Here is a 17,024-nt window from a genome sequence, read left to right as displayed (position 1 = left end):
GTGTTCTCATTCCACTAAACTACACAACAAAAAGAGTCGCTGCTCAGGCAGTGACTCTTTTTTGTATTTCCTAATCTAACAATCATGCAGATCCATCCGTTTTAGATACCTGGAATGGCATTACGTTTGTGATGGGTACGCGTATAGAACGCTTCAAGGCGCTCTTGTGCAGCTGGATCGATCTGTTTGCCTTCAAGGTAGTCGCTGTTTGCTTCATACGAAATCCCCAGCTCCTCCTCATCCGTCTGACCTTCCCACAATCCTGCCGATGGTGCTTTGTCCAAAATGGCCTGTGGCACATTCAGATATGCTGCCAGCTGGCGTACCTGACGTTTGTTCAGGGTGCTCAGTGGCGTGATATCTACAGCGCCATCACCCCATTTGGTATAGAAACCCGTGATGGCTTCGGATGCATGATCCGTACCCACTACGAGCAGGTTTTCTTCAAACGAAAGTGCATATTGCATCACCATACGGGTTCTCGCTTTAACGTTACCTTTACCTTGGTGAGTCATATGGCGTGGGCTGCCCAGTGACTTGAAGCCTTGCTCTACTTCCAGTGCAATCTCGTTAACCGCATCTTCGATATTCGTTTCCAAGACATACTTCAGATCGTATGCTTTCGCTACAGCATAGCTGTGGTCGATATCGGATTGCTCACCATAAGGTTGGAACACACCCAGTGTTTTATACTCTTGATTGCTCTCTTCCGTAAGCTCGTCCGTCGCTTTTTTGCAAAGCGCCGTAGCCACAGCACTGTCAATACCGCCACTGATCGCGATCAGCAGGCCTTTGGCACCCGCATTTTTCACATATGTCTTCAGAAAATCAACACGCTTGCGTACTTCCTCTGCTTCATTAATGCTTGGTTTAACCTTCAATTCAGCGATGATCTGTTGTTGCAAACTCATCGTTAATACACCCCGTTTCTAAATGAATGAAATTTGATGCTTGAAAGGTCCGAATGGTTCAATAACCTTATCTATCCAAAATGAAACGCCCCGGCATCGGTTATCCGAAGAGCGGGGCGTTCTATGGAGCGAATTAACGGCAATAACGTTCAAATGCACTTTTGAGATCAGCCGCAATTTCCTCTGCAGAACGGTCTTCCACTTGATGACGCTCGATAAAGTGAACGAGTTCTCCGTCTTTCATCAGGGCGATGGACGGTGAAGATGGCGGATACGGTGCAAAGAATTCACGTGCTTTAGCAGTTGCTTCTTTGTCCTGACCAGCAAATACAGTGTACAGGTGATCCGGTGTAATATCGTTCTGGAGTGCTTGAGACACACCTGGGCGACATTGACCTGCGGCACATCCGCAGACAGAGTTGATTACGACCAGCGCCGTTCCTTTTGCATCCGGCAGACTTGCTTCCACTTCTTCAGGAGTACGCAACTCCTGAATGCCCAGACGAGTTAGCTCATCCCGCATTGGTTGAACCATATCTTTCATGTATTGATCAAATGACATCGACATTCGGTTTCACTCCTTATAAATGGTTATTCTATGATCTCGATAGAATTAAAGGCGATTAGCTATCCAAACAACGTTACATTCATATCGAATATTATGGATGTAACGATGTGCTATTTCTATTATACATCCATAAGCAATGAAAGCAAGATTCAGACAACGCCTGCGGAAAGGCTTCTTCTATAATATTATGTCTCATTGTCTGGGAAAAGATGCTGATTACCTAACGTTCAAATGCCACTTTGAAGGTAGTCCCCCGACCTTCCTCTGATTCCACGGTAATGGTTCCATTATGTCGTTCCACAATACTTAAACACATGGATAATCCAAGTCCGGTCCCCTTGGCTTTTGTCGTGAAAAAGGGTTCGAACAGCTTTTCCTTCTTCACTCTAGGTATACCGGGCCCTGTGTCACGTACACACAGTTCCACCTTGTCATCAACTATGCGCGTCTCGAGCGTAAGCACGCCTTTCTCATTCATGGCTTCCATCCCGTTACGGGCCAGATTGAGCACCACCTGTTTGATTTCTTTTGGATTGAGGTGCAGCTTCGGAACATTATGGGCCAGCATGAGTTCAATGCTCTGACCACGCAGGTTCGCATCAGCCCATAACAATGGACTGAGTTCATGAATGATATCATGCAACTGGGATTCCTCTTTTTCCGCAATCCGATCCTGGGCCAGCGATAGAAAATCATTAATGATACTATTCGCCCGATCCAATTCTTCCAGGACGATCCGGTAATAATGATCAAGGGAATCCGGACTCTTCTCCTGCATGAGTTGAAGAAAACCACGTACAACTGCCATAGGATTACGCACCTCATGCGTAATGCTTGCAGCCATCTGCCCCACCAGACTGAGACGATCCACATTATCCAATTCACTTCGCAACATCTCAAGCTCCGTGATATCCTGAATAATCAGCATGGCTCCTGTGACCTCTCTTACAGGCTCTGTTGAAAAGGCATAAATGGGCACGGTTCGGGACTGAAATACGTGAGCACCGTAACGAACGGTCAATCCATTAATCTCACCATGAACGACAGCTCTGCGAATGCTATTATCCATCTTGTCCGCCTGACCTTGTTCAACAAATTGGCTGGCGGGCCGGCCAATCAGATTAGGCGTGGTGTTACAGGGTAACTGATCTCTTGCTGTTTGTTCCATCATCTCATTGACGAACATGACTGTGCCTTCTTTATCTACAGTGGCAATGGAGAGAGGAACCGCATTCAGAATCTGATGAAGCTTCTCCATCTCGGCTATGTATCGTTGGTGAACTTCCGAGAGATGATGCTCCAGCCCGTGATAATGCTTCATCCGTTCCAGCCATAACAGACTCAGACTGCCCGCAACTATGGCTCCAACGGTATATCCAACTGCTGTAAGTACCATATAAGTTACAGAGTATGTGGAATCATTCTGAAGGGATGCGATCCACAACAGACTCGTTACAACCCGTTCCAGTGCAATCAGGGTGATCAGGATCGCCATTTTGCGCGAAGGTGTATTATGCTTGAATCGTTTGGCAGACAACCATACAATAGGATAGAGAAGAATGCCCGTATGAAGGAGAAATCCGAACAGATCATAGGGATGCGCGAAAAGGAAATAGAAAAGAATATGTAGTATGGACAGCGTTAAGCCTATAACGGACTTACAATACAAAATAACAAGTATTACAGGTACGATGCTTAGTGATATGGGTACAGTCACTGGACTCTCATGAAGCGCGAACATCAAACACAGTAGCATGCTCGCGACACTCGTCACAGCAAAAACGGTCTGCATCATTCCGGCATGTTCCAACTTGGCCACAGCCCGCCTGGAGAACCCCAGATGGAATAAGGGAATCAGGTATACCGCCGACCCCGCCAGCAGTACTTGTAAAAGAATGTCCTTTAACGCAACCACAATGCCATCTCCTCCTCCGCCTGCACATTCCCCCATGTATTTCTGATTAAAACATAGGCGACAGTATATTACAATATATCCCTTAAGGCTCCATAATAGAACTGCTCATATCTCTATTATATTTCATAAAAGGCCAGGAGTAGACACGGTTTACGTAAAACAGACAAAATCAATGAAAAAAGAGGGTAATAACTTATGTATGATGTTATCGTAATTGGTGGTGGATCCGCGGGCCTGATGGCTTGTGTTGCAGCTGCCGAGCATGGAGCTTCCGTTATTCTGCTGGATAAAGGAGATCAACTGGGTCGTAAACTCGGCATCTCTGGCGGAGGTCGTTGCAATGTAACTAATGCCAAGGAAACGGATGAACTCATCCGGCATATTCCGGGTAATGGACGCTTTTTATATAGTTCGTTTCAGAATCTGGACAATCAGGGGATTATGCGTTTCTTCGAGAATCTCGGAATTGCCCTGAAAGAAGAAGACAATGGGAGAATGTTCCCTGTAACCGATAAAGCAAAAACGGTCGTTGATGCGCTGGTAGGTAAAATTGCCTCCCTCGGGGTCGAGATTCGCACCAAAGAACCGGTCAAGGAAATTATTCAGAACGGTCAGCAGGTACAGGGTGTTAAATTGGTATCAGGTAAAACGATTCTTGGGCGCTCTGTCATTATCGCTACCGGCGGCAAGTCCGTACCGCAAACCGGATCAACCGGAGATGGTTATCCCTGGGCTGAAGCTGCGGGTCACACGATAACGGAGTTATATCCCACCGAAGTGCCCATTGTGTCTGGAGAGAGTTGGATTCAATCCAAAGAACTGCAAGGTTTGTCTTTGAGGGATGTTGCTTTATCCGTAGTGGATGCCAAAGGAAAGACGGTCATCTCCCATCGCGGGGATATGATCTTCACGCATTTTGGAGTATCTGGACCGGTTGCACTACGTTGTAGCCAGTTTATCCGTAAGGTTCAGATGAAGTCTGGAAACCCACAGGTCATGATGAGCATTGATCTGTTCCCGGAGCTGTCAGCAGGTCTACTAGAAACTCAGGTTCAGCAGGTATTGGAACAAGAATCCCGCAAGGCGGTCAAAAACATCTTGAAAACATGGGTTCCTGAACGCATGATTCCGTTGATGATGAAACGCGCCGAGATCAGCGATGACCTTACGTTCCACCATTTCCCCAAAGGCATGTTAAGCAACTTATGCGGGCTAATGAAGGCTTTTACCTTCCGTGCAGACGGAACAAGGTCGCTCAAAGAAGCCTTCGTTACTGGGGGAGGAGTCCACTTAAAGGAGATATACCCAAAAACAATGGAATCCAAGCTGCTGCCTGGACTATTCTTTTGCGGTGAAGTTCTGGACATTCACGGCTACACCGGAGGGTATAATATCACTGCTGCTTTCTCCACGGGATATACGGCTGGCATGCATGCGGCTGAATATAAACACGTTACATCATAATAGAGGTTACACTTTAACCTTATGTTGAATTAGCTCTGATGCCAAAAACCCCGATATCCACTATCTGTGGAGTATCGGGGTTTTTGGGTAGAAAAAATGGCTCGAACTGCTCTTAGCTTGTGATACTTCTATGCTTTGACGCTGCCTGAGAATCCATCAGCCGAATCATCGTATGCTGGGTCCTCGCTATGGTTATGGGTACCTTGCTCAGCCTGAATTCCCTGGTTTCCGCTCGCATACCCCTCATTCCAGTCCTCATTTACGAGATGAGCCGGAATTGAGATATTCTGAAACTGATCCAGCTCTTCCGTTTGAGATGCAAATACGGCACTTCCTCCATGAGACTGTACAATCTCCACGGCTGACTGAGGATCCTGGCGGTCTGTCGGAATGTACAATTCCAGCGGGCCAGACTGATATGGCTTATACCCCAATTCCTCCAAGGTTGCCCGTGCAGCATTCAACGCTGAACCGTCTGAGAAATGCACTTGTAGTTCGCTATTATCCATCATAATCTCTTCCTCCTTGCTACAGCTAATCTCTCATCATCCATAGATGAGATTCTTCTTCTATAGCATGGTCAGTTATAGCGCGTCATATGCTCTGAAGTACAAAGGAATTCTTTTAGGCTCGGGTAAGTCGAACCCATCCGGCAATAGTTAACACACAAAGTCCGAAGACCACCGCACCTGCGGCTGTCAGAATACCGACGATCCAACCAAGCCAGGCCAATCCCAGCGTGAATCCCATAAGAATACCAATGGGGACAAACAACATCTTAACCATCATTGAACCCGCACGATGCAGAGCATCCGAGTCATACGTTATGAGCTGAACATAGTCGGACGTTGCAAACACATCCCAGGAGCGATAAAACATCACCGTTAACATGATAATCAATAACGCACACACAATGACATTGACCGGGAAAGGCGGTAAGGCGACTGCCGCAATGGACAGTCCTCCAAGCTGTAAATACAATTTCATTGTGGCCGAGTTCCGGAAGAAGGCCTTGAATGCGATCTCTGCTGTCCGATTCGCGATCGAACGATTGCGTAATAGTTTACGTGGTTTACGGAAGATGATGGTCCGTGTTCGCGGAGCTTTCGGCTTGCTCACCGCCTGACTTAACATCAGAGCCGTCAATTGCAGCCTGCTTCGCAAATCTTCTCGCACATCTCCTTCAAACGTTCCTTTCATCAAGAGTCTCATCTGTCCGACTGTAATCAGAAGAAGGCCGGTCACCACAATACCAAACATGATTTTCCACGTCTGTTCATGCATCCATGATGTCGCGTGAATGGTCATGTAACCTAGGCCAATGACGAGAGGGATCATCTGAATCCAGCGCCGCCATCCTGTAAGTCGAACCTTCATCATATGTAGTATTATGGCTTGAAACGAAGCTACTGCACCGAACCAGACAGCCATAAGTGCAATCTGGAGATAAGACATCTCATAGACACGGGACCACAGAGGGGCAGTCAGTGCTGTAACCAAGATCATTTTTCCCAAATGTTGAAGACAGGCGCGGTATAGTCCTTGCCTCATCAACGTACGCATCCACAACGGTCTAGATTTCAAAAACAATACATCTGCTTCCTCCACAAAAATCAACACACCCCCGGTAAGCATAACGACGTCGATCAGCCCAGTCAGTACAGGTAAAGGTAAACCGGTCGCCCATGCAGGCAGCGATTTGGTCCACAGGCTCGTGTACCATCCAATCAGGTAGAGCAGACCCGGAACAAGAAGATATACCCACACCGTCCAATCCACTACGAGTCTGAGATTTTTCATTTGTTCCCTGAAATGCTCTTTGCGTCTTCGCCTGTATAAACGAAGTGGTGTATAACGCCCGGAAGTTTCCATCCTCTCTCACCCTCTCTCTATCTAAGACGTCAATATATCGAAACAGTCAAACAAAGAGGCTTCCGGTAATCCTGCTGTTTCACGGATCTCATCCAATGTTCCCTCGGCAGCAGATATGCCCGATGCAATTAAAATAAACCGATCGCATATTCGTTCAGCGGTATCCAGTACATGCGTAGACATGAGTACACCCGCACCACGCCGACGTTCGTCATCGAGTAATTTCAGAAAATCTTTGGTAGCACGCGGATCAAGTCCGATAAACGGCTCGTCCACAATATAGATATCCGGTGAAGCCAAAAATCCGATCATCAGCATCATTTTCTGCCGCATGCCCTTCGAGAAACTGGCCGGAAGATCATTCCTAACCTGATCCATTCCGAAACGAACCAGCAGTTCCTCCGCTCTGGCGACAAAGACCTCTTCCTCCATTTCATATGCCGCTGCGGCCAGATCAAGATGTTCCCACAGGGTCATATATTCGTAAAAAACCGGTTGTTCCGGGATATAGGCATAACGCCCCTCTCCCCCAATCGCCACTTCATAGTTGGCATGTTCCAGCAGACCCAGCAGCGTTTTGATCGTCGTACTTTTACCCGCACCATTTGGTCCGATAATACCCACCAGCTCTCCTCGCGCCACACTCATTCGAATGTTGCGTATGGTCGACTGTCCTGGTTCGTATCCTGCCTCTGTAATATGTACGTCCAATACAGACTCCTGTATCGCTGCACCTTCATGCTCTATCTTCATATCGAACACTCCTGTTCTGATTTGGGGCTTGTTAGATCATCTCATTTTATTGTATACGAGTTGTGTGCCGTTTGTTTGATCATTTTGAGCGTATTTGAAGGCAATCTATCTCTATCATTGTGTTATAATGTTAATACATACTAACGTTATTACATACTTACGTATTACTTTCACAAATTGGATCATACTATAGGAGGAATATACCATGAATGGTGGGGCTCAGATGAAAGAGGAGCATTCCAAAAGAAAAATACTTTCGCGCAAAATAGGAAAAATGGGGAACAGCTTGGGTATTAGCCTGCCTAAGGTTTTAATTGATAAGCTCCATGTTTCTCAGGGCGATGAGATTGAATTTATTGAGAACAGTCAAGGAGAAATTGTATTAAAAAAGGTGAAGCAAATGAAGTTACCCGAAAATGTACGACCCGAAGTACTGGAAGCTTTCTTCGACGTTTTTGAAGAAGATGAGGATATCCTCAATGATTTAAGGGATCGTTAAGATGACTGTATTCCTTACAATTGAAGAAGTAGTAGCCGCTCACCATTTTATGATGAAGAAGATGAATGATACAGCACAAGCTGGTGTAAAGGATTATACTTTGTTGGATTCTGCTATAAATAGACCTCTACAAAGTTTATTTGGAGAAGATGCCTATCCTTCCATATTTGATAAAGCTACAGCATTATTAGAGTCACTGGTTAAAAACCACTGTTTCTACAACGGAAATAAGCGGACAGCTTATCTTGTAACCAAGTCCTTTCTGCGAATAAATGGCTACTACCTGCAAATGGAACGTAAATATGCGGTGGAATTTATGGTCAACATTGCTGAGGGCAAGTACACATTTGAGAACATAGTACGCTTATTAGAAAAGTATTCAGAGGAACGATAGCTCTTTGTCTTATACATGCGAAAAAGAAGCAGGGGTTCTGGATCCCCTGCTTCTTCATGTCCAGAGAAGAAGCGACATCTCAAGGAGGATTTCACGAGATGATTAATGATCAAATTTTAAATGCTAAAAATGCAGATCTTGTGACATATCGCATGTTTTTCGCGGAAACAGAAGTTTACAATAAGTACATGGCGACATCCTGAATCGTCAAACATAACTAACCAACTCATATAAGTTGAAATAAACTTTTACAGGATAGACATAACGAAGAGGACCACCCTTCATCATTTCAACTTATAAAACTAATCTGAAAAGGCGGGATCAGCATGCTGGAATTACAAGAAATCGGAACCGAACGTTCACTTCATCTGTACCGCACCTTGGCCCAGACATTCAAGAGCGTGAATGAACACGCTGTATCCGGAAGCAAAGTGCATGGCTTCAACCCCACCGCTTACGGGGTGCTCGAAGTGTTATATATGAAAGGAGCTCAGCCGATACAACAGGTTGGTGCACAGCTTCTGCTGCAAAGCGGAAATGTGACCTATGTGATTGATAAGCTGGAGCAAAAAGGACTGTTACACCGGAAGCATTGTCCGCATGACAGACGTATCATTTTTGTGGAACTAACCGAAGAAGGTCAGCGCACCATGGATGATATCTATCCAGGTTATGCGGTGAAGATCGATCGTGCGGTCAGCGGACTGAGCGAGGAAGACAAGGAACTGTTGTCTGAACTTTTGGGAAGGCTTGCACACAGTGCAGACCGTTTATCCGTGAGTAGCTAGACCTTGCAAAAAGGATCAACAAAAATAACCGGATTTGCCTGACATCGGCGAATCCGGTTATTCGTATACATCCACTTTTATTTCGAGCCCTGTGGTTGCGGTGGAGCATCTGCATCTTCGGGTACAATTAAACGTTTGCGCAATGCCAGCGTCGTTACCCACGAGACTAGTGCAATGACAAACATAATGACAAACAGAGAATGCAAGCTTCCTTCCAGCACGCTGCGCAGTAGCGCCCATTTGTCATCAGATAGTGCAGCATCCGTATGCGGTGCAAGCAGTTCGTTCAGATCACTCTCCGATATTCCGGCCTCAGCCAGATTCTGCTCATTCGATAACGTTGAGATTCGATAGTTCAACCAAGTACCAAAAGCCGCTGCACCAATTGTCTGTCCCAATGTACGCATGAACGTATGCAGTGCCGTAGAGGAACCACGCTCTTTATACCCTACTGAAGACTGCGCAATAATGGTGAAGATTGTAAAAGCAAACCCGAAACCGAGACCATAAATAAAGGTCAGTATAAATAGCACAGCCTGCGGAGATGTCCCGCCCACCATGAACAGTCCACCCGATCCGATCGCAATTCCGGTTAATCCAATTAGTGCGGTCATACGTGATCCGATTTTCATTAACAGGCGGCCTGCCAACACACTACCAATGAGCCAACCCACTGACATCGGCGCGAGCAGCAGTCCAGATTCCGTCGCATTACCTCCCCGAACCCCCTGCACCCAGAGCGGCAAATAACTGGTCAAGCCGATCATCAGAGTACTGGTCAGTAGTCCGGCGATGTTCGCCACACGGATGTCCCGAATTCGGAACAAATGTAGTGGAACCATAGGGGCCTGAGCTCTTTTTTCCACCACAAAAAATAAAATAATAAACAGAGCGGCGACCACACTCAGCACAACAATTAACGGAGAACTCCAGGCATAATACTGCCCACCCGCCGACAGGACGAACAGCAATGCGGTAATACCCACCGTGAAGGTCAATGCACCGACATAATCAATTTTGGCCGTACGTGGAGAGATATCTTCCTTCAAATAACGGAATACAAACCACATCGCAAGCAAACCAAATGGCACATTAAAACCAAAGATCCACTGCCAGCCCAGATTATCTACAAAATAACCGCCAAGTAGCGGTCCAGCCAGAGAGGAAATACCCCACACGGAGCTAATCCAACCCTGGATTTTGCCACGTTCTTCAATAGCGTAGATGTCCCCAATAATCGTAAAGGTAACAGGGACTACCGCACCCGCACCGATCCCCTGAATGGCACGAAAAATAATCAACTGCTCCATATTCTGCGAAAGGCAGCACAGGAGTGAACCCAGTAAAAATAAGGCACAGCCAATTAGAAATACAGGCTTTCGTCCATACAGATCACTGATTTTGCCGAAAATGGGCGTACTCACAGCCATCGTCAGCAGATATGCGGTGAAAATCCAGCTAAGCAGCTGTACACTCCCCAGTTCACTGACAATGGTCGGTCCAGCTGGACCAATCACTGTGCCTTCAATCGCTGACAGAAATGTCGCCAGCAACAGGCCCGTCAAGATGAAACTGCGCTTCAAACCTCCAGTTGCATTCACAGAAACCCTTCTCTCTTCGTTCTCTATATATTGGTGATTCTCCAGCTTTGTTCTGTTTCTTCGTTTACGTGTAAATAAAAGAAACAATTATATATTGTCTCTTTTATTTACCTCGCTTGCGGAGGAACTCATCATACAACATGGAATACATCACCATATCCTTGTATCCGGTGGACGTATGCTGTACCTGACGCAGCAGTCCTTCCCGTGTGAAACCGCTGTTCGTCAGGAACTCGCCGGACGCCAGATTGCGTGGATCAACCAGCGCCTCGATCCGATTGAGTCCCATGGTCTCATACCCGAAGGGCAACAATGCCGAGAAAGCCTCCGTCATAAAACCGTTGCGCCAGTAGTCACGTCCCAGCTCATAACCGATCTCTCCCCGGAATGCGCCTTCAAGCTGCCATGTGTTGAATCCACAGCTGCCGATGAGCCTGCCTGTCTCTTTGAGTTCGATTCCCCATCGGATCGCATCCTCTTCCCCTGCCATATGATTAAGCAGCCCAATCATGTCCGCCGCCTCGCTTGTCCCAATCATGGGTGCAAGATTCATATAACGGGTTACCTCGCGATCTGACCAACATGCGAACATCTGGGCCGCATCCCGGCGACGCATTTTACGCAGACGAAGCCGCGCAGTCTCCATTTCGGGAATTCTCCCTTTGCATTTATACATATAAGACACTCCGATCCGATCCATCTCTGCAGACCATAAGATTCATTAGTCATCTAATCATAACCTGCGCCGAATGGCAACTATTCAGTCATGGACACACGTCAAAAAACCGGGCCCATTTCGCTCCCGGTCTTGGTGTACGTACGTATGGATCAATTCAAGGTTAAGTGATTCTTGGCCTCAAGGCTTGTCCAAATGAATGTTAGACTTTGGACGGTTTCTTGCCTTTCGCCAGCAATTCATCGCTAACCCGACCAAGCACAGTCGTGATTTCCTTGAATTCTTCAATGCCAGTCCCGGTTAGGCTCCATTGGTCCCCGTGGGCGGTCAGGAAGTTCTCCTGTGTCAGATGTTCAAGCTCCTGCTTGATCTCCCGCTCTCCAACGCGATATCCCCGTTCTTCCAATAGGGGCAGCGCCTCGTTAACGTTCAAATCCTGATTTTGCGCCAAATATAGAAGATGAATTCGTACAAAAAGATTCTGTACCTCTGCATGCATAAGCCAAGCTCCTTCCCGGGTTATAGCCCTCCGTGGTTGCTAAGTAATTACCCCATACAAGAAGCTGAGAAACAGGAGGATTCTTCAGGTATTCCCTTCCCTTTCCGAAATCCTCCGCTTGACTAACCGCATCCTCTGCACTATCTTGAAAATAAGTACCATTTTGCTCAGGAGGGTGATTTACCATGTTTCAAGCTGTTTCCTATGAAGGAACACGAAGTGAGCAGCACACCGCCGTCCTGGGACAGTTAAGTGCTCTGATCCGCGATGAACCTAGTGCGATTGCCAATCTGGCGAACGCTGCTGCGCTGCTCAATGTATTTATGACCGACACCAATTGGGTCGGCTTCTATCTGTATGATGGAAAAGAACTGGTCCTCGGTCCATTCCAAGGACTGCCTGCCTGCATCCGAATACCACTGGGACGTGGCGTATGCGGTACATCTGCTGCCGAAAAACGTACCATGGTCGTTGACGATGTGCATGCCTTCCCAGGCCACATTGCCTGTGATGCAGCATCCAATAGTGAGATCGTTGTACCGATCATCAAAGACGGGGAACTGTACGGGGTGCTGGATATCGACAGCCCGATCAAAAACCGTTTTGATGACGAAGACCGTGTCTTCCTGGAGAAAGCCGTACGTTTACTCACAGAGCAATTGTAGCATCATAACAAAGAGCGCAGTCCTCTAAAAGGTCTGCGCTCTTTGTTATCCATTATAGTTCACACCCATGTTCTTGCACGCCCATGTTACTTTATGCATCTAGGATAAATCCTGTTCCGCTTTAATCATCATCCCTTCACGTAAGAATTCAGCCAGACTCGGGTGGTAACCATCGTACATTTTGCGGAAATCTCGATGCTCGACGTACAGATTGGCCAGATCCCGATAGATATCAGCGGTGGGTGTATAATAACCCTTGATCCATTCAAGATGCCTGCCAATAATCCGTTGTACTTTCGCACTACCAGGTTCCAGTCCATCCTCAATGGCCTGTTGCAAGTCAAGATGAACCTGATCAATTTTCGCCTGGGAATCGAGATAATCTTCCTTTGACTTTAACTCCTGGTTTTCATGTAATGGGGATGAATTGGAAGATTGGATGTGGGACCTCTGATCGCCCTCTGTCTGCACATGATTCAAATCATGATTGACTGCATGGTTAGAACTCGCTTCATTCAGCAACTGGTGACGTCCCTTATTCACAAAACCGATATACAACTCATGTTCATCAAGTTCCTGTTCGCCTTGCAAATGGGAGATCGTTTTGTCCAGTGTCTGAATCAATCCATGCAGACGGAGGGCCTCCTCCAGAATCTCAATACGATGCCGCTGCATGATGCGAATGACATCCTGAGGGTCATCCCGAAGCATCAATTCAATCTCAGTCTCCTCCATGCCTACTTCCTTACAAAAAAGAATTTGCTGAAGTCTCAGCAATTCCGGCTTTTCATAATAGATATCCTCATCCAAACCTCCAAAGGCCGGATTCAGAAGACCCGTCTGCGCATACTGGCTCAGCTCACTCAGACTTACGCCTGACATTCCAGATACGTCAACCATGGAATATGCCATTTGAATACACCTCCTGCCTGTCCTGCAACTTCTAAGTTTAGGTTTATTTCATACTGCATTTTATTTGAATAGTGAGTGATTATAAGACTTTCGGCAATGCTGTACCGCTTTCATTCCGCTCGCGTTCTGGATAGGTACATCATGCTTACTTAGGTGATATGAGCGGCGTTTGATCAAATGAATTGCGGTATGTTAACTATTTATACCCCTCTCCTCAGATGTGAACCCGCAGTCAGGGAAGAATTCGTATGTATTTTTGAAACAGTTTTCCAGGATCTACATATGAAAGATCCTGTACCATTATCATGGCACAGGATCATACGAGAAATGAAGTGAATCACCCTTTATTAAACATGACAAACTTCAATTCCGTCATTTCCTCAACCGCATATTTTACACCTTCACGCCCGACACCACTCTGCTTCACCCCGCCATAGGGCATGTGGTCAACCCGGAACGTTGGAATATCATTAATCATCACTCCGCCTGCCTCGATCTGATCGACGGCATGGAGAGCCGTATGAATATCGTTCGTGAATACACCTGCCTGAAGCCCATAGATGGAATCGTTGACATGTTCAATGCCCTCTTCAACCGAATCCACGGTATTGATCACCACGATGGGAGCAAACACTTCCTGACAGGATACCTTCGCATCACGCGGAACGTTAACGAGCACCGTTGGACGCAGAACGCCTCCTTCAGCTTGATCGCCTGCTGCTACTTCAGCACCAGCCTGTTTGGCTTCTTCAATCCAGTCGAGCGTACGCTGTACATCCTTGGAGGTAATCAGTGCAGAGACCACCGTATCCGGGCTCAGCGGGTCCCCGACCACTACTTGTTTGGCCGCTTCAGCGAAACGCCGGATGAATTCTTCCGAGATGTCACGATGTACGTAGATTCGTTGTAGCGAGATACATACCTGTCCTTGATACGTGAAAGCACCGGTAACACATCGAGGAACCACTTTGTCCAGGTCTGCGTCCTTATCCACGATCACCGCTGCATTCGATCCAAGCTCGAGTGTCACGCGTTTCAGTCCTGCTTTGCTACGAATGCTCGTCCCCACCGCTGGACTGCCTGTAAACGTAATGTGAGCAACACGAGGGTGCTCCACAAGCACATCACCAATCGTTTTGCCATCACCACTCACTACGTTCAGTGCTCCATCTGGCAATCCTGCTTCTTGAAACAGATTAGCGATGTAATAGGAAGACAGCGGTGTCTGCTCTGCAGGCTTGAGAACAATCGTATTGCCCGCTGCCATTGCCGGACCTACCTTGTGAGCTACCAGATTCATTGGAAAATTAAACGGCGTTATTGCTCCAATGACGCCTAGAGGTTGCCGCATCGTATACCCGATGCGCCCTTCTCCACCTTTGGCTGCATCCATCGGAACCGTCTCTCCAGTCAGCCGCTTGGCTTCTTCGGCAGCAAAACGATAGGTTTCCACCGTACGGTCTACCTCAGCCCGCGCGGCGGTAATTGGTTTCGCTGCTTCAAGTGCAATGATTCGTGCCGCTTCTTCCTTCCGTTCTTCGAGCAAGGAGGATACTTTGTACAAAATATCTGCACGCTGATGTGCAGGCATCTGGCGCATTTCCTTCCCAGCTTGCACCGCAGCCGCAATAGCGGCCTCGGCCTCCACTGCTGAAGCCGAAGAGACTTCTGCCAGCGTTTCACCAGAGTATGGTGCCTGAAGTGCTTTATAATCTACGGATTCGGTCGGTTTGCCACCGATAAACAGATGTTGTTTTTTCATGAGCTGCACCCTCCATCCAATAATTACTTCAAATCCATAACGGTATGTTACCTTATCTATTTATACACTACTTTTGTGCCATCAACCCACTACAGTATGCGGCAATCATACCTTGTAACCTACCTGATGAGCCATAGTGGCGATCCTTTGCCAATGTACTATAAAGGATTTCATATCTTATTTAACCGTCAGGACGGGGCACTCTGCATGTTTTAACACACCATGGCTGACACTGCCCAAGATTATCTCTGCAAGCATGCCTTTGCCAGCCGTGCCCATCACAATTATTCCACAATCTCGTTCTCGCGCTACATTGCAGATCTCATTAACGGGGTCACCTGCGCATGATCCGAACCATCAACAGCAACCAATATACGTTTCAGCATGGCAATTCCTCCAGTGAATTAACCTGTGAATTAATGAGATGTAATGGCCGAATCAATATCCCGCAGATGATGGCGACGCACCAGCAGTACCATGACACCAACCAGAACCATGAATGCGCCAAAATAAAACGGCGTTTCCGGCAGGAACCACTCGGATAATTTACCCGCAAGCCATGGAGCAAGCGCACCACCCAGGAAACGGACGAAGCTGTATGCAGCAGAAGCAACAGAACGCTCCACAGGTGCAGCTTCCATAACCGCCGTTGTAATCAACGTGTTGTTAATCCCAAGGAAGATACCTGCTACAATGACTGCTACAATAACCGTAGTCGGTGAACCCATCACAGTACCGAATGCCATAACAACCAGATCAATCGCGAACAATGTAAGCATGACACTCATAGACGGCACCGATCCGAATCGGCGTTGCAATCTTGGTGCGACGAATACCGACGTTATCGCCAGCATCAGTCCCCAGCCAAAGAATACATAACCCAAGCCACGCTCATCCAGATTCATGACATATGGTGAATAAGCCATCAAGGTAAAGAAACCAAAGTTATACAGGAAGGCGGTAATCGCCAATGTTTTAAGTGAAGGATAACTTAATGCTTTGAGCGGATCGGACAGAGAACTGCGCGTTTTTGGTTTGGCCATCTTGGGCAGCATAAATGTAATGGTGATAAAGGCAATTGCCATCAGAACAGCCACCCCATAGAACGGCCCACGCCAGGAGATGGAACCCAGCTCACCACCAAGTAGCGGACCAACTGCAATCCCGAGACCAAGCGCTGCTTCGTACAAAATAATTGCCTTGGCTGTCCCTGATGTGGACAGTCCAACGATTGCAGGTAACGCGGTTGCGATGAATAAGGCATTACCGAGTCCCCAACCGACACGGTAACCAACCAGTGCACCCACCGTGTCTGAGGTACCGCCGAGGAAGGAGAAGATAATAATCAACAATATCCCGCTGAGCAGCGTCCACTTCACACCAATCCGGCTGGAGACAACACCTGTAATCAGCATCGCTACCCCGGTTACAGCATTATAACTGGTAAATAGCAGCGACACTTGGCTTTTGGATGCATGCAGCTGATCTGCAATTGCGGGCAGAATCGGGTCAACCAGGCCCAAACCCATAAAGGATATGATACATGCAAAGGCGACCGCCCATACCGCTCGCGGTTGGGATAACAATCCCCCACGTGATGACGGCAATTCGTCCGGTAATGATGGCTCTCTTTTCATACGTAATTCCTCCTGTGAATGATTTATGTGGTGAAGCATGTATTGAACTTGTTTTGAAAAACACTGTGAAAACGTTGAAAATATTGCGTTCGTTTTCATGAATAGAGG

General features: G+C 47.2%; 18 protein-coding genes. 5 read left to right on the top strand and 13 right to left on the bottom strand.

Annotation, left to right across the window (positions count from 1 at the left end; genetic code table 11):
* Nucleotides 1–101: 101 nt before the first annotated feature.
* The 3 genes from nadE to M1D71_RS03085 form a co-directional block, all read right to left on the bottom strand.
* Nucleotides 102–911: an ammonia-dependent NAD(+) synthetase gene (nadE, locus tag M1D71_RS03095; RefSeq protein WP_458125201.1), complete on the bottom strand. Its 810-nt coding sequence runs from the start codon at nt 909–911 to the stop codon at nt 102–104.
* 133 nt (nt 912–1,044) lie between these two features.
* Nucleotides 1,045–1,479 (bottom strand): BrxA/BrxB family bacilliredoxin, encoded by a 435-nt coding sequence (locus M1D71_RS03090; protein ID WP_145326477.1) that lies wholly within the window; start codon nt 1,477–1,479, stop codon nt 1,045–1,047.
* A gap of 220 nt (nt 1,480–1,699) precedes the next feature.
* Entirely contained in the window at nt 1,700–3,394 is a 1,695-nt protein-coding gene (locus tag M1D71_RS03085) for a two-component system sensor histidine kinase NtrB (protein WP_458125200.1), read from the bottom strand.
* Between the two features lie 195 nt (nt 3,395–3,589).
* On the opposite strand from M1D71_RS03085, the gene M1D71_RS03080 reads away from it, so the two are divergent.
* On the top strand, nt 3,590–4,858 hold the full coding sequence (locus M1D71_RS03080; RefSeq protein WP_458125199.1) for an NAD(P)/FAD-dependent oxidoreductase: 1,269 nt from the start codon (nt 3,590–3,592) through the stop codon (nt 4,856–4,858).
* Nucleotides 4,859–4,986: 128 nt separating this feature from the next.
* Here the strand turns inward: M1D71_RS03080 and M1D71_RS03075 are convergent, their stop codons facing one another.
* From M1D71_RS03075 to M1D71_RS03065, 3 genes are all read right to left on the bottom strand, one after another.
* Nucleotides 4,987–5,370, bottom strand: a complete 384-nt coding sequence (locus tag M1D71_RS03075; RefSeq protein ID WP_458125198.1) for a hypothetical protein — start codon at nt 5,368–5,370, stop codon at nt 4,987–4,989.
* Nucleotides 5,371–5,482: 112 nt separating this feature from the next.
* Nucleotides 5,483–6,730: an ABC transporter permease gene (locus M1D71_RS03070; protein ID WP_458125197.1), complete on the bottom strand. Its 1,248-nt coding sequence runs from the start codon at nt 6,728–6,730 to the stop codon at nt 5,483–5,485.
* A gap of 21 nt (nt 6,731–6,751) precedes the next feature.
* On the bottom strand, nt 6,752–7,483 hold the full coding sequence (locus tag M1D71_RS03065) for an ABC transporter ATP-binding protein (protein WP_458125196.1): 732 nt from the start codon (nt 7,481–7,483) through the stop codon (nt 6,752–6,754).
* Nucleotides 7,484–7,688: 205 nt separating this feature from the next.
* Between M1D71_RS03065 and M1D71_RS03060 the strand changes: the two genes are divergently transcribed.
* The 3 genes from M1D71_RS03060 to M1D71_RS03050 all read left to right on the top strand — a co-directional run bounded on the left by M1D71_RS03060 (nt 7,689) and on the right by M1D71_RS03050 (nt 9,164).
* Entirely contained in the window at nt 7,689–7,982 is a 294-nt protein-coding gene (locus M1D71_RS03060; RefSeq protein WP_458125195.1) for an AbrB/MazE/SpoVT family DNA-binding domain-containing protein, read from the top strand.
* Nucleotide 7,983: 1 nt separating this feature from the next.
* A complete protein-coding gene (locus M1D71_RS03055; protein ID WP_458125194.1) occupies nt 7,984–8,376 on the top strand; it encodes a type II toxin-antitoxin system death-on-curing family toxin in 393 nt (130 codons plus the stop codon).
* Between the two features lie 326 nt (nt 8,377–8,702).
* Nucleotides 8,703–9,164: a MarR family winged helix-turn-helix transcriptional regulator gene (locus tag M1D71_RS03050; RefSeq protein WP_458125193.1), complete on the top strand. Its 462-nt coding sequence runs from the start codon at nt 8,703–8,705 to the stop codon at nt 9,162–9,164.
* A 77-nt stretch (nt 9,165–9,241) separates the two neighbouring features.
* On the opposite strand, the gene M1D71_RS03045 is transcribed toward M1D71_RS03050, so the two are convergent.
* The 3 genes from M1D71_RS03045 to M1D71_RS03035 all read right to left on the bottom strand — a co-directional run bounded on the left by M1D71_RS03045 (nt 9,242) and on the right by M1D71_RS03035 (nt 11,940).
* Entirely contained in the window at nt 9,242–10,747 is a 1,506-nt protein-coding gene (locus tag M1D71_RS03045) for an MDR family MFS transporter (RefSeq protein ID WP_458127146.1), read from the bottom strand.
* A 121-nt stretch (nt 10,748–10,868) separates the two neighbouring features.
* Nucleotides 10,869–11,411 carry a GNAT family N-acetyltransferase gene (locus M1D71_RS03040; RefSeq protein ID WP_458125192.1) on the bottom strand — a complete coding sequence of 181 codons (543 nt, stop codon included), beginning with the start codon at nt 11,409–11,411 and terminating at the stop codon, nt 10,869–10,871.
* Between the two features lie 232 nt (nt 11,412–11,643).
* On the bottom strand, nt 11,644–11,940 hold the full coding sequence (locus tag M1D71_RS03035) for a hypothetical protein (protein WP_458125191.1): 297 nt from the start codon (nt 11,938–11,940) through the stop codon (nt 11,644–11,646).
* A gap of 185 nt (nt 11,941–12,125) precedes the next feature.
* On the opposite strand from M1D71_RS03035, the gene M1D71_RS03030 reads away from it, so the two are divergent.
* On the top strand, nt 12,126–12,605 hold the full coding sequence (locus M1D71_RS03030; RefSeq protein ID WP_458125190.1) for a GAF domain-containing protein: 480 nt from the start codon (nt 12,126–12,128) through the stop codon (nt 12,603–12,605).
* A 99-nt stretch (nt 12,606–12,704) separates the two neighbouring features.
* Here M1D71_RS03030 and M1D71_RS03025 read toward each other — a convergent pair whose 3' ends face one another.
* From M1D71_RS03025 to M1D71_RS03010, 4 genes are all read right to left on the bottom strand, one after another.
* Nucleotides 12,705–13,517, bottom strand: a complete 813-nt coding sequence (locus tag M1D71_RS03025; RefSeq protein WP_458125189.1) for a MerR family transcriptional regulator — start codon at nt 13,515–13,517, stop codon at nt 12,705–12,707.
* Nucleotides 13,518–13,854: 337 nt separating this feature from the next.
* Nucleotides 13,855–15,279, bottom strand: coding sequence for an aldehyde dehydrogenase family protein (locus M1D71_RS03020; protein ID WP_458125188.1), 1,425 nt, complete (start codon nt 15,277–15,279; stop codon nt 13,855–13,857).
* 177 nt (nt 15,280–15,456) lie between these two features.
* On the bottom strand, nt 15,457–15,561 hold the full coding sequence (locus tag M1D71_RS03015; protein WP_458125187.1) for a universal stress protein: 105 nt from the start codon (nt 15,559–15,561) through the stop codon (nt 15,457–15,459).
* A gap of 134 nt (nt 15,562–15,695) precedes the next feature.
* Nucleotides 15,696–16,916, bottom strand: coding sequence for an MFS transporter (locus tag M1D71_RS03010; RefSeq protein ID WP_458125186.1), 1,221 nt, complete (start codon nt 16,914–16,916; stop codon nt 15,696–15,698).
* Nucleotides 16,917–17,024 lie beyond the last annotated feature (108 nt).

Source organism: Paenibacillus sp. Z3-2 (assembly GCF_054161325.1).
Note: the sequence above shows the minus strand (reverse complement) of the source record. Positions and strands in the feature narration are given on the sequence as shown.

Coding starts and splice junctions, on each gene's coding strand:
- M1D71_RS03060 (WP_458125195.1), top strand. CDS start 7,689: ATGAATGGTGGGGCTCAGATGAAAGAGGAGCATTCCAAAAGAAAAATA.
- M1D71_RS03070 (WP_458125197.1), bottom strand. CDS start 6,730: ATGGAAACTTCCGGGCGTTATACACCACTTCGTTTATACAGGCGAAGA.
- nadE (WP_458125201.1), bottom strand. CDS start 911: ATGAGTTTGCAACAACAGATCATCGCTGAATTGAAGGTTAAACCAAGC.
- M1D71_RS03030 (WP_458125190.1), top strand. CDS start 12,126: ATGTTTCAAGCTGTTTCCTATGAAGGAACACGAAGTGAGCAGCACACC.
- M1D71_RS03055 (WP_458125194.1), top strand. CDS start 7,984: ATGACTGTATTCCTTACAATTGAAGAAGTAGTAGCCGCTCACCATTTT.
- M1D71_RS03065 (WP_458125196.1), bottom strand. CDS start 7,483: ATGAAGATAGAGCATGAAGGTGCAGCGATACAGGAGTCTGTATTGGAC.
- M1D71_RS03090 (WP_145326477.1), bottom strand. CDS start 1,479: ATGTCGATGTCATTTGATCAATACATGAAAGATATGGTTCAACCAATG.
- M1D71_RS03020 (WP_458125188.1), bottom strand. CDS start 15,279: ATGAAAAAACAACATCTGTTTATCGGTGGCAAACCGACCGAATCCGTA.
- M1D71_RS03075 (WP_458125198.1), bottom strand. CDS start 5,370: ATGATGGATAATAGCGAACTACAAGTGCATTTCTCAGACGGTTCAGCG.
- M1D71_RS03080 (WP_458125199.1), top strand. CDS start 3,590: ATGTATGATGTTATCGTAATTGGTGGTGGATCCGCGGGCCTGATGGCT.
- M1D71_RS03025 (WP_458125189.1), bottom strand. CDS start 13,517: ATGGCATATTCCATGGTTGACGTATCTGGAATGTCAGGCGTAAGTCTG.
- M1D71_RS03035 (WP_458125191.1), bottom strand. CDS start 11,940: ATGCATGCAGAGGTACAGAATCTTTTTGTACGAATTCATCTTCTATAT.
- M1D71_RS03050 (WP_458125193.1), top strand. CDS start 8,703: ATGCTGGAATTACAAGAAATCGGAACCGAACGTTCACTTCATCTGTAC.
- M1D71_RS03040 (WP_458125192.1), bottom strand. CDS start 11,411: ATGGAGACTGCGCGGCTTCGTCTGCGTAAAATGCGTCGCCGGGATGCG.
- M1D71_RS03010 (WP_458125186.1), bottom strand. CDS start 16,916: ATGAAAAGAGAGCCATCATTACCGGACGAATTGCCGTCATCACGTGGG.